At 67.9% G+C, this 13,221-nt stretch carries 5 protein-coding genes and 1 pseudogene; 1 reads left to right on the top strand and 5 read right to left on the bottom strand.

What is annotated here, in order from left to right; all coding sequences use genetic code 11:
- Positions 1-10: 10 nt before the first annotated feature.
- Positions 11-472 (bottom strand): hypothetical protein, encoded by a 462-nt coding sequence (locus tag IZR01_RS42065; RefSeq protein ID WP_228553785.1) that lies wholly within the window; start codon positions 470-472, stop codon positions 11-13.
- A gap of 639 nt (positions 473-1,111) precedes the next feature.
- Between IZR01_RS42065 and IZR01_RS51670 the strand changes: the two are divergent.
- Positions 1,112-1,507, top strand: a pseudogene (locus IZR01_RS51670) (transposase); the annotation flags it as partial.
- A 550-nt stretch (positions 1,508-2,057) separates the two neighbouring features.
- Here IZR01_RS51670 and IZR01_RS42055 read toward each other — a convergent pair.
- The 4 genes from IZR01_RS42055 to IZR01_RS42040 all read right to left on the bottom strand — a co-directional run bounded on the left by IZR01_RS42055 (position 2,058) and on the right by IZR01_RS42040 (position 13,178).
- Positions 2,058-2,483, bottom strand: a complete 426-nt coding sequence (locus IZR01_RS42055) for a hypothetical protein (RefSeq protein ID WP_194927088.1) — start codon at positions 2,481-2,483, stop codon at positions 2,058-2,060.
- On the bottom strand, positions 2,480-9,916 hold the full coding sequence (locus IZR01_RS42050) for a polymorphic toxin-type HINT domain-containing protein (protein ID WP_194927087.1): 7,437 nt from the start codon (positions 9,914-9,916) through the stop codon (positions 2,480-2,482). The genes IZR01_RS42055 and IZR01_RS42050 overlap by 4 nt, the downstream gene beginning before the upstream one ends.
- A gap of 1,179 nt (positions 9,917-11,095) precedes the next feature.
- A complete protein-coding gene (locus IZR01_RS51665; protein ID WP_228561202.1) occupies positions 11,096-12,562 on the bottom strand; it encodes a putative T7SS-secreted protein in 1,467 nt (488 codons plus the stop codon).
- Positions 12,563-12,845: 283 nt separating this feature from the next.
- A complete protein-coding gene (locus tag IZR01_RS42040; protein WP_228561203.1) occupies positions 12,846-13,178 on the bottom strand; it encodes a TetR-like C-terminal domain-containing protein in 333 nt (110 codons plus the stop codon).
- Positions 13,179-13,221: the final 43 nt, after the last annotated feature.

Genomic DNA, 13,221 nt, shown 5'->3' with positions numbered 1-13,221 from the left:
CCAGAGCGCCTCAGAACGCGATCACGAACCGGCCGTCGCCGAGTTTGCGCAGCCAGCCGCGATCGGCGAGCTTGTTCATCTTCCCGCGCAGCGGCTCCAGCTTGCCCCGCACCTCCACCGGCAGGCCCAGCACCGTTCCGACTTCCTTGACCTTCACCGGTCCGGCCGCCTCGCGTGCGATCGCCATGATGCGCTGGTAGTCGTCCGGAAGCGCGTCGGGGCCGACGCCGGCGGCACGGGTCGGGATCAGCCACACAGACCGGCCGCCCACCTGGGCTTCCGGCGGCGCGGGCGCGAGTGACAGGTACTCACCGAAGCCCTGCTCGCTGATCCGCTGCACGACCCGCTCGGCGACCACGAGCTCGTCCCGCTCGACGCGCACATCGGCCAGACGCTTGACCAGCTCCTCCTCCAGGAGATCCAGCTCAGCACGCCGAGCGGCGATCCGGTCCAACATCGCAGAATCTGTCATAACGACCGAGCGTAGAAACAGAACCACGCCCCACGACCACGAAACGGCGGAACGTCAAACGATCGAGACCACAGACAGCCCCGCACGACCAGCACAAGCGCCCACAAACCATGCCATGCCAGCACACTGACCAGCCACTTCAGGATGGTGGATCTTCACTGTGGAGGCGGCGATCCTGATACCGAGGCCGGCCAACTCGCCATGGATCCTGCGGCAGCCCCAACCGGGATTCCCACGGGCCAGCCGCAGCACCAGGGCCTTGATGTTCCGGTGGGTCGGCGGCCGCCCCGGACGGCGCCGCGAGCGCCTTGCCCAGCCGCGGCGCAGCAGGTCCCGGTGCCAGCGCAGCAGCGTTCCGGGCGTGACGATCAACCCCAGGTCGCGGCAGGCGATCTGTCGGCAACAACCCCGCCAGCAGCGCCGGCCACGCCCGATCGGCCCAGGTCAACTGCGCGCGACATGTGGATCACGGCGCTGTGCGACAGCGAGCTGATGACGCGACATCAAGGTCTCGACGTCCTTCGCCACCGAATCCCGCCCGGCCGGCCACAACCACGCAAAGACCCGGGTCATGACCAGATAGATCAGCTTCAACCCCACGACACAGCATCATCCCAGCTCACAGCAATTATCGGCACCCTCAGGGTCAAACGGCTGAACCCGAAGGCGGTTCCCGAAGGCCAAGGCGAGCTGTTCTCCATCTGGCGCCACCATGCCTTCCTCACCGACGACACCCTGGTCATCGAGCAGGCCGAGCCGCGCCACCGTCACCACGCCGTCGTGGAGCAGGTGTTCTCCGACCTGGAGAACGGGCCGTTGGCCCATCTGCCGTCCGAGCGCTTCAACGCCAACGCCGCATGGCTGGTCCTCGCAGCGGCCGCGTTCAACCTGATGCGCGCCGCCGGACGCATCGCCTCGCCGTTCCACGCCAAGGCCACCGGTGCCACGCTCCGCCGGACCCCGGTCAACGTCCCGGCCCGCATCACCACCAGCGCCCGACGAATCCGCCTGCACCTACCCGAACACCCGCCCTGAGCCTGGGAGTTCGAACGCCTCATGACCCGCACCGGCCACCGACTAACCAGCTGACTAGAGCGAAACCCCACGTCAAACCACGAATCAGGACCCTCGGAACCCCCGCCACGGCCGGACAGCCGGACCTTCGGCATGCCCGGACCCCCCGAGATCGACCGAACCAGCAAGACCATCAGAACCCTGCACTCAAAGGAATCTCATCCGTGGATCCAGGCTCAATCTGCCTTCATCCGTTGACGAACCACTAACACGGCATCGACCTCGACGAAGCTGTCTTGGCCGTCCCTCGATGGCCTCCAGCACGACCAATCAGTGCACTCAAGCGTGCTGCTTGGAATGATTGAAGCAGTCTTCTGAAAGACATCGACTACTGATGAGGAGAGACCAACTCCAAAACGATGCTTCCCACAGTAGAGTCGCTGTTCAGGAAGAGTCGGCCCCGCGCGAGCGGGGTAAACACCAGCCACGGGCAAATCCCCACTTGACCGGATAAGGTGCCGCTCTTGGAGGAGCCAGTATCCAAGGGAGGGAGACGAGCGGGCCGCTGTCTTCAGTCCGCCTCCGCTACCATTCCGGAGGCCACCAGATCCTCGGTTGACCAGGGGCCGCCGCTGAAGAAGAGCGAGGGCTCGTAGTAAGCGACCGCCGCCTCCCGCCAATGCGGTTGGCCGGACTGCACGAAGCCTTGGCGACCGCCGCTCTCCAGGAGGTACACATCGATCGTATCGTCGGGCAGCCCGTGCTTGGCGATCACCTCGCGGAGCTCGTTGCCGCAGGCGGGCCGGATCACCAGCCCTTCCATCTCTGGGTAGACGAGCATCAGGCCGACATTACCGAAGTAGATCTCGACCCGAGTCGCCAGCCCGCCGTCCTGTTCGCTCGTGAACCGCATCGACCGATGGGTGAGCCCCTCGACGCTCTTCAGCCGGAAGTGGCGCTCCGACCGGAAAGCCTCCACAGGTTCCGCGCCCGTCATTTCTGGCCCGCAATCGTCATCAGGCTGTCCCAGTCCGGCGGAGGGATGAACTGGGGGCTATCGCCGCCGCCGAGGCCGCCGATCTCCTGGCCGTTGGCATACCAATGGATTTCGTTCCATTCGCGTTCTTCCCTGCGGGTGTTGAAACCCAACACGCTAATCTCCCAGTTCGTGCCTTCGCCCGAATTGGCGATCCCCTGAAAATCGGTCCCATATTGCTTGGTGACCGCCACGCCTCGCACGTACGCATTGTAGTACGCGAGCGAGAAGTTGCTGAGGCCGTCGATATGGGCCTTCAACGCGGTCTTCCGGTCGGCGGTCAAATCCCTTCGCGCGTCGACCAGGCCCTTGAGGTAGTCGCGGGTCGGGCCTGCCGTCGCCGAGTCGAGACCTCTGAGGCCACCCAGTTCGACGGCGAGCGGCACATTGGGATCCTTGGTCACCTTGAGAACCGCGTCCATCCATTTCGGCATGCTCCCCAGGTTGTTGGGATCCACCGGGTCTCCCCAGGGCTTCCTGTTGTTGTAGGTCATCGCCGGCTCGCCCATGGCGTTCTTCTGCGCGGCCAGGGCATCGCCCTGCGCCCCCATCCCGAGCACGACCATGCAGCTGGTGGTGTCGGTGTTGTGGACCAGGACCGGCGAACCGCCGTGGCTCACGTAGTAGGTGTGCAAGCCGTCGATGGTCAGGTCGTACGTGACCATCGATCCGGTGTAGTCGGAAACGGACTGCACGGTCGCTGTAGAGCCGTCGGCGGACTGAAGCCGATCTCCGGCCCTGAGCTTTCCAGCGGGAACGAAACCGCCGGCGGTGTAGTCGTAGTAGGGATGGTTCTGGGTACCGGTGATGACCTGTGTGCCGGCCGACGTGTTAATCGTGAGATCGGTGTAGTCGGTGTCCGCCGTGGTCCTGTGGACCAGGCCGACCCGGTGTTGCTGGCGATCCGCGACACCGGCGGCGGAGTTTGCGACCAGGTCGTCGACCCGCACGTCCTGGATCGGCTTGTTCGAGCCGTCGGCCATGAGCACGTCCGTGCCCGCGGCGAAGCTGTGGCCGCACGCCGCGAACTGCTGCTGGACCTCCTCGGCGACCTTCGCCTCGATCTTGGCCGCGAGCTGGTCATCGGTCTCCGCCAAGGCGGCGTCGCCACCGAGAATGTCCCCCGTGGCCTCGCCAGCGATCGGCCCCGCCATGATCGCGGCGGACTCCGCAGCCATCATCGCGAAGAGGGTGTCTGTGGTGCCGGTCAGCATGTAGTCCGCCGCCGCGGCACACAACCCGCCCACCGCGGGGACCTCGCACAAGACCACGCCACCATAGACGGTGCCAGCCGTGGCCACCACCATGCCGAACAGGGTCCACTTGGCGTGGTTCACGGCCTTGTTGAAGGCCTTGCAGTCCGGGGTGCCCGAGTTCGCCTGGCAGAACGTCTCGGGGTCGTTGGCCATCTGGATGATCTGCGGGTCGTCGAGGTACATCCCCTGGGCGCCGGGCCAGGACAGCACCAGGCGACGAGCCTTGAGCTGCTCAAGGATCGCCTCGTGCAGGGTCGCGTTCGACTGGGTGTAGGTGTCGTCCTGCGTCGCCGTGTTCTTAGCCGCTTGGTCGGCGGCCGCCTTGGCCGCCGCATCGGCGTCCGCGCGTGCCTTCGCGTCCGCGTCGGTTGCGGCTTGCTGTGCGGCGGCTGCGTCCGAATTGGCGGTGGTCGCGGCTGCCGCGGCGGTGTCGGCCGATTTCTGGGCGGCGGCCGCCGAGTCCTTGGCCCCGGCGGCTTCGGTGGCGGCGTCGTTCGCCGCGGTGTGGGCGGCGGCGGCGTCTTTTTCGGCGGCGGTCGCGGAGCCGCTGGCGGCGGAGGCATCTGCCGAGGCCGTGTCCGCGGCCGTGTGGGCGCTGGCCGCGTCGGCCGCCGCCTGGCTGGCCGCCTGGGTCGCGGCGGCGTCCGCGGACTGCGTCGCCGCTGAGTCGGTGGCGGCGGCCAGGGCAGACTGCCGTGCACTGTTGGCGGACTGTTGCGCGGTCACCGCGTCCTGGGCGGCTTGTGCGGCGGCGGTGGCCGCGGCCTTGGCGTCGCCGTTCGCTTGGTCCGCCAGTGCCTTCGCGGCGGCGGCGGCCTTGGCAGCCTCGTCGGACGCTGCCTGCGCGGCAGTGTCCTGTTGCTGGCTCAGGGTCTTGGAGTCTTGTCCGATCAGTACCGCGAGTCCGGCAGCGGCATCGGTTTCCTGATAGGGGGCGCCGAACTGGACCGCCTTGTTGCCCGCATCCACTGTCTTGGACGCGGAGTCGCGTGCGGCGAGAGCCGCGGCGGCTGAGGCCTGCGCGAAACCAGCGGTCTTGATCGCGGAGGCGGCGGCCTGGTTCGCCTCGGACCGCGCGTTGTCCGCGTCGGCCTGGGACTTGGCGGCCGCAGATGAGGCGTTGTTCGCGTCGTTCTGCGCGTTGGTGGCGTTCTGCGCCGCCTGGCTCGCGGCGTTGATGGCGTCCGCGGCTGCGGCGTGCGCGGTAAGCGCGGCGGCCGCGGCGGCATCTCGTGCCGCATCGGCGCCCGCGGCGTCGGAGTTGGCCTTGGCCGCCGCCGACGAGGCACGAGTGGCATCGGCACGCGCGGTCACCGCGGCCTGTGCGGCGTTGTCCGACGCGGTCTGAGCCGCCGCGGCGGCGTTGGCGGCCTGGGTGGCCGCCGCGTTCGCCTTGTTCGCCTGATCCTGCGCCAGACCCGCGGCCTTGGTGCCGACCGCCGCGGCGGCGGTTGCGTTCGCGGCTTGAGCGTGCGCGTCCGCCGCGTCCTTCGCATTGGCGGCGTTGACCGCGGCGTCGCGGGCGGTGGCTGCCTGGGACTCGGCGGCGACGGCGGCGTCAGCCTTCGACTTCGCCTGGGCGGCGGCCTGGTCGGCGACACCGTGTGCGTTCGCCGCATTGGTCTTTTGAGTCTCCGCCTCGCCTTCGTTCTGAGCAGCGATGCCCTGCTGCTTGGTGGCGTCGGCCTTAGCCTGGTCGGCAACGGCCTGTTGAGCCTGAGCGTCCTTCCGCTTCCCCGCTGCGATCGCGCCTTGAGACGCGGCAACAGCCTGCGCCTTCTCAGCAGTCGACCGATCGTTGTGCGCGCGGGTCGCCTGCGCAGCGGCTTGCGTCGCCTGGTCGGCCGCGGCCAATGCCGCCTTGTGCGCCTGGTCGGCGGCGTCTTGGGCGGCGGTCCGGGCGAACTGTGCCTGGAGCGCGTGGGCCTGGGTGTCGGCCAGCGACCACAGCGCGGCGGCATCGGAGACGCCGGCCTGGGTGGCGTGCAGCGCGGTCTCGGTGGCCAAAGCAGCAGCCTGAGAAGCGGCGGCGGAGGCCTTGGTGACCTGGCCGGACTGCTGGGCGTAGGACAGGCCGCGGCCGTAGGGGGTGCCGTTGGTCTTGGCGATATCGCCTGCGGCGGCCTCGTCGGTGGTGACCTTGTCAGCCTGGGCCTTGGCGTCGGCGGAGGCGGCGTTGGCGATGTCGAGCTGGGCCTTGATCCGGTTTTGTAGATCGACCAGGTTGGCGGCGGCCTTGTCCTTCAAGGCCGGGTCCAGGCCGTAGAACTGGTAGTCGGCCGGACGCGCGGACCAGTAACGCTGCCAGTCCAGGAAGCGCTGGCCGGCCCACGCCAGAGTCATCGCCTGGTCCATCGCGTCGGCGGCCTTGTGCAGGTCCGCCGAGGCGGCGATCGAGGCGGTGGTGATGTCGTTGCGCTGCGGGGCGACGGCGTCGAGTTCGGTCTGCCACTCGGCGGTGGCCTGGGCCTCGACGCCGGTCAGGACGTGGTGTGGATCCCAGGGGTTGGTGGCCACACAGCCGGACCAGCGGGCTTTGAGGTCCTCGACCTCGGTGCGGAACTCCATGGTGCCGGAAGCCGGGGCGGTCTGGATGTAGCCGCCGTGGGTCAGGTAGGACGCCACGTCATAGCTGATGTCCCGCTTGCCCAGCTGGTCACGCGAGATCACGCCGCCGACGCTCGTCACCGGGGACTTGTCGGCCGGGTCGCTGCTCGCGGTCCCGATGGCGACGGCCCGGTCGATCTCGGCCTGCGTGGGTTGGCCGGCCGCGGTCAAGGCCTGGAAGTGGACGGCGGAGTCGGCTTCGTTGGCGCGCAGCATCCGCTGGTCGTCGCTGTAGTTCGGGACGTTGTAGTAGTCGCTGGGCATCCCGAAGAAGAACGGGTCCATCATGTCGCGCAGCGGCTGGGCCACCGCCGTGTCGGTGTGCGCCGTGGCCCAGGTGTCGAACGCCGCCCGGTCGGTCTGGACGGCGTTGGTGAAATTGCTGTTGTCGTGGTCGTACCAGCCGACGTTGGACACCGCCCGCCGGTCGGCCTCGGTGCCGGCGAACGCCGTCGCGATGGCGTTCTGCACATTGGTGCCGCCGGCGTGCAGGTTCCCGGCCAGGTCGCACCAGTCCTCGCGGGCCTGGACCCCGACCGGCGAGGAGACGGTCCAGTTGTTCGCGTCCGTAGACGCCGCGTTCGCGGCTGCCGTCTCCCGGTCCTTCTCGTCCTTGATCGCCTGGGCGAGCGCGGCGTCGGAGGCATCGGCCGCCTTCTGCGCATCGGCGACGGCGGTGGCCGCCGAGTTCGCCGCGGCATCCGAGGCGGCGCGCGCCTGGTCGGCGGCCTTCTTCAACGCGTCGGCGTCGTTGTGGGCGCCGACGGCGTTGGTGTGTGCGAGGGTTGCGTCCTTCTCCGCATCCGTGGCGGCCTGGTTGGCGCTGTTCGAGCTGGCCGTCGCGGCGGCCGACGCGGCATCGGCGGCCTGGGCGTCGGTCAGGGCCTGAGCCGCCGAGACGGCCGCGGCGTCATCGGCGGTTTTCGCTGCTGCGGCCTCGGTGGCCACATCGGCGGCAGACTTGCGGGCCGCGACCGACGACGCCGTCGCGGACGCGGAATCGGCAGCGGCTGCGGACGCGGATTTGGCCGAGTCCTTCGCATCCCCGCTGGCCTGGCCGGCCAGCGCCTTGGCATCGGCTGCCGCCTTGGCTGCCGCGTCCGAGGCGGCCTGGGCGGTCGCCGACTGTGCCTGGCTCAGGGTTTGTGAGTTGTCGGCGACGACGCCGGCGAGGCCGGCGGTGGTGTCGGTCTGCCGATAGGGCGCGCCCAGGGCCAGTGATTGTGCGGCGGCGGTGTTGGCGCCGGAGGCGGCATCGCGTGCGGCCAGGGCCGAGGATGCGGCGGCCTCAGCCTGGCCGGCAGCTATGGCGGCCGATGCGACAGCGGTGTCAGCATCCTTCTTCGCGGCATCCGCGGAGCCCTTGGCCTGGGCGGCGGCGACTGCGGCCGCGTCGGCGTCGGTCTGGGCCTGGACCGCGTCGCGGGCTGCGGCCACAGCGGTGGCGTCGGCGTCAGCGGCGGCGGCGTGTGCGTCCCAGGCAGCGGCCTGCGATTTCGCCGCGGCCGCGTGCGCGTCAGCGGTGGCCGCCTGGGCCTTTGCCGCTTCCGCGGCGGCGGTTGTGGCGGCGGCCCGGGCCATGACGGCTGCGGCGCTGGCCTGGTCTGCGGCCTTGCCGGCGGTGTCGGCCGCCGTGGCCGCGCTCGCTGCGGCGGCGTCGGCCGCATCAGCGGCCTTCTTCGCATCGGCGGCTGCTGCCGTGCCCACGGCGGCGGCCGCAGCGGCGTCTGCGGACTTGGCTCGCGCCGCCGTGACGTCCTTCAACGACTGCGCGGTCACCGAATCGGCCCGGGCCCGGGCCGCCCGCGTCTCCGCATCAGCCGCAGCACTCGCCTTCGTCTTCAGTGTCGCGACGGCATCGGCCGAGGTCTTGTCCGCCGCGGCGGTCGCCTGCTGCTGAGTACTCGCATCGCCCTGCGCCTTGGCCGCGGCGGCGCGCTGGGTCTGGGCCGTCGCCGCGGCGGCATCGGCCCGCGAACGGGCATCCTCAGCCGCGGCCCGCTTCGTCTTGGCCAGCGTGGCCTGCGCAGCGGCATCTGCCTGTGCCTTCTCGGCGACACCGCGCGCGGCGTGCGCGTCAGCGACCTTGTCCTGGGCCTGCATCGCCCGATCGGCGGCGTCGGCAGCGGCCTTGTGCGCCTGATCGGCAGCCTCGGCGGCGGCGGCCTTGCGGAACTGCGCGTCCAGCGCCGCGGACTTGGCCTGCAACTTGGCCCACTCGCCGGCGGCGTCCGCAGCGGAGGCCCCGACCGCCGCCTGCGCGGTCTGGACCGTCAGCACCGCGGCGTCCACCGCTGCCGAGGACGCCTTGGCGACCTGCGCCGCCTGCTGCGCATAAAGCAGGCCACGGCCATAGGGCGCACCCTCGGCCTTGGCAATGCCGGCCGCCGCGCCCTGATCCGCGTTGATCTTCGCAACCTGCGTGTGGGCGTCCGCGGCGGCTGCGTTCGCGATGTCGAGCTGGGCTTGGATGTGGGTCTTCACATCGGCCATGTCCTGCTTGACCCGGGCGATATCCGCGACCTGATCCGCCGACAGGTCGCTCTGGTCCCAGCGGGCCTCGGCACGCTGTGCCTCGGCCAGGCGCTGCCCGGTCCAGGACTCCCACATCGCCTCGATCATCGCGTCCGAAGCCTTGTTCAAATCGGCACCGGCGGCGAGGTAGGCGCCGACGATGTCATCGCGCTGGCTGGCCTGCGAAGCCAGTTCTGCCTGCCATTCGGCGGAGGCGGCCTCGACCTCCGGCCCCAAGACGTCGTAGACGTCGAACGGGTTGGAGGCGTCACACGCGCCCCAACGCGTCTTGAGGTTCTCCACGTCGGTGCGGAACTCGATCGTGCCGGGCGCCGGGACATTCGCGGCCGTCACCGGGCCCTTGCCGGTGATGAAGTCCGCGACGTCGAAGGCATCGGTGCCCGGTGAGAACTGGATCGTGGGATCGGCGGTCTGAATGGCCTTGGCCCGGTCCAGCGCCGCCTGATCCGCCTGGGGCGGCGTCCCGTCATCGGGGTAGCCCGACTGGCTGTTGAACCTGTACTTCCACGCGTCGCTGGAGAAGTCCGGTATCAGCAACCAGCCGAGCGCGCCCACTGCCGGATCGATGTCCTGGTCAGTCGGCTGGTAATCGACGCTCGTGAGGACCGACCGGTGCGCATTCCAGCTGTTCTGCGTCTTGGCAACCCAGGCCTTGAAGGCATCCGAGTCCTGCTGGGACGCGGTGCCCAGCTCCGGACCGTCATCCCGGGGGCGATACGGGCCGATGTTGGCCGCGCGATCGGCATCGGACCCGGCCAGCAGCGGCTTAAGCGCAGCCTGCTGAATCGGCTGCAGAACGAACAGGTAGTTGCCGAAGTGACACAGGTCGTGCCGACCCTGCACACCCCAATCGGAGGAGTCGACCCATCCCGAATTGGTGACCGTGCTCCACCGGTTGGCATCGTATCCATCCGCCACCGGCGCCGGTGTCTGATCCGCCACCATCGCCGCCGACGACGGCCCGGCCGCCATGGCAGCCACCAACGCACCGGTCACGACAACCGGAACCCCACGCCTGACACGCTTCGTCGCAACACGACGAAGCCCCGCCCATGAAGGCACGCTTCCACCGCTCCCCATCGATGTGAAGGGACGAGCAGCGCCCGACGCCACCCGCCAACGCGACACGAGGGCTTCTCATGACCGCGCTGCGCAAGATTGGCAGAATGTTGATCAACTTCGCTAGACTGTTCGAATGTGACCTAGGGCACACCTTGCTACGGAGTTGTACCCCGAGCATGCCGAGACATCGGTCTATGCAGGCCAGACGATCAGCTGCGTTCCCGTCGCGGTCGGATGGTGCAGGAGCGTTCGAGGACTACGGCGATGCCCGAGAGCTCCTTAAGTCCGGCAGTGATCTTGTACCGTGCCAAAGCTGGCGAATACGTGCCCTGCCCAGCTGATTCACTAATCCGGTCAGGCGGCTTGTGCTTGCCGAAAAGTTCGCCCGTGCTGGTCAGGCGGGCTGTTCGATACTCGTTGATGACGCCACCCGCGCGGCGGGTCCGTCGGACCCGCAAGGCACGGCTGCCGAAGTTCTCGCCATTTGAACCACCCGATCAAGCCCATATTGCCTTGGCAGCGCGCGTCGTATCGACCTGCCTCCACCGCGACGCCTAGCAAGACCAGGGCCGGCACCCGGTCGCCTCTTTAGATCATCTGTTCGATAAGCTATGGGAAGGGACGGGCGGCGCCAGGACTCGAACCAGCCGGAGTCTCACTCCATGTCGAAAACCGCATCGCCTACGTTCAGCCGCAGGTCAGGGGCGGTACATCAACCCCCTGTAAATCCGTCGCGAAAGCTTCGAAGGTTCGAATCCTTCACCCGCCACACAGGTAAAACAGCTCCTGACCAGGTGAACTTTGGTCAGGGGCTGTTTTGTGTCCAGTCGCGTGAACGCTTTGATGTTATCGAACCGTCGGCGCCTTCGAGAATCTGTTTTCTTTAGGTAGCGACGCTGCGAGCGAATCAGATACCGAGGACTGATCCGCTCGAATGGCCACACGGACACTTTGTTGTCAGGCTTACGACTCGTCCTTGCTCACGCAGCACCTGAGTGTACTCGATCGTGCCCTCACACACGGAACATGTGACGACGGGCAGTTCGTCGTTTTTCATGCCGAGGAGTATCGCTTCCAAGACCTGCCGATCGCGCTCGGCGGTTGTTTGCCCGGTCATATATGCCTGCCCATCCAGGGAACGAATTCCGAAATATCGATGCCCTCGGCTGCGGCGTCGTCCAGTCGGCTCTGGGCGTCCGCCCGCAGCATCGCCCGGTCGGCATCGGCCAAGCCGGGTGTGAACTCCGCAGCTCGGAGACTGGCCTGAGCCTCCTCGAAGAATAGGACGTCCTGCTGCTTCCCGGCAAGCGCCGCCTCACGATGGCCGATGATTTCATGGCCGAGCCCTCCGCGCATCGAGACCAGCGAATTAGCGGATTCGGCGACGGTGCTGGGATAGGCGTCCAGCCCCACGTACAAGACGTCTTGCCCGAAGAGACTCGAATACGCGGTATTCATGTTGTCGCTGATGATGATTTTGTCTTCCGGCATCCCAAGCTCCAGCGCCGTTTGCCTCGCCTCGTCTTGCTGCCCGTCAGTCAAGAAGTCTTTGTTCCGGCCGCCTTTGGATACCTGCCAGATGCCGCCTTTCTTGTCCAGCGACCGTCCAGCGGATCCTTCGGCATCTTTCTCAGCACCGGTAAGGGCGTCAGCTTCAGCGCCCTCACCTTCTTTGCCGAGCTTGCCCAGTACGCGGCCGCCCGCGAATTGGAGCCCCAACATGCCGGCGCCGAACAGCGCGTCCTTGAAGTGCCCCTGCATGGCGTCACCGGTGATCTCCAACCCGGTTCCGGCCAGGGCTATGAGGTTGTCGGCTTCGGCCAAGCCAGCCGTGACGACGTCCACACCCGGAATCCAGGACGTCGCGAGCGCGAGCACGTCCAGAAACGGAGAAAGGTCGTTGGCTATCTCGGCGATCTTGCCGCCCCATTCAGCCAGGTCCGCGCCGATGTGCTCCCACCAGTGCTTGTTGTGGATGCCGTCCGACTGCGCGTGGTGCAGCGCCTTGGCACAGTCCTTCGCTGCCGAGATGCGGGAGTCGCGGGCCTGGTTCGCCTGCCCTGTCAGCGCGGCCATGTGGGCCTTGGCGTCGTTCAGCTTGGTCTGCGCGGTGTCGTGCGCGGTTTGGGCGTCGGTGACGGCCTGGGGATTGGGGCTGACGGCGTGGTTCTGCTGCGTAGTCTTCAGATCGTCCGCGGCGGTATTGGCGCTAGTGGTGGCGCGTTGGAGATCGACCTGGGCGTCCTGGGCCTGCCGCAACGCCGAATCAGCCTTGGCCTGCGCTGCCTGCAGCTTCGGTGCATAGGCGGACAGGGCATCGGAGGCCTCGCTGTAGGAGGTGTACAGCTTCTGTAGCCGACCCGGCAGCGGACCATAGGTCGACCTAAATGCATCAGCGGTCTGACCAACCCACTGCAACGCCGCCGTGTCCGAACCGAACGAGTTCAGGCTCCGGCATGCCGACTCCACGTCGTGTGCGAAGTCGCCGAACTCCTTGGCCAGCGCCTGTACCGACTCCACTACACCAGGTGTCGGATCCCCATCCAGACCCAGAATGTCCCAGCCAGACGGACGCACCATCAGTCGAACCCTCCCCCGAATGCGCTGCTCTATCCCCGTATCAGCAGCCCCTGGGGCCTGCAAAACCGGCTCCAGCCCCCTACACAACGAGAAACGATTCTACAAAGCGGTCACGATCTCGGTAACCCCTGAGCATGATTCGGTTGCGCTCTGTCCCGGCCGCTCCTCATGACGCCGGTCGGCCGTTCTCCATCGCTGAGGCGCTCATCATGGCCGCAAGTTACTTGCTGGGAGTCGTCCCCCACTGGGCGCCGTGAATAGCCGCTGAGCAGACGAATTCTGGTCAGGATTCCGGCTCCCGCACCTCGCCGCCGAGTGCCCGCCAGACCAGGGTGGCGGTGCGGGTCGGCCAGTCGGTGGGGGCGGGGTCGCCGGCGAGGGCGCGGCCGTACCAGTTGCCGGTGCACATGGGGACGGCGATGGTGAGGTCGGCGTCGTGGTTGATCTGGCCTAGGGCTTGTGCTGCTTCGAGGATGGTTGTGATGCGGTGGCGGCGGGGGTGGATCACGCGGGCTTGGTAGCGCTGTTGAACCTGGGGGTCGGTGTTCTCCTGGAGCATTGTGCCTACCAGGGATAGGCGGCCTGGTCGGGAGACGCCGCGTTGGAAGTCCGTCAGTTCGGCGACCAGGGCGGCGAAGGGGTCGGGGACTGTCTCTTAT

The sequence above is a fragment of the Catenulispora pinisilvae genome, assembly GCF_015356865.1.
GTDB lineage: Bacteria > Actinomycetota > Actinomycetes > Streptomycetales > Catenulisporaceae > Catenulispora > Catenulispora pinisilvae.
This window is presented reverse-complemented; position numbering and strand designations above follow the sequence as displayed.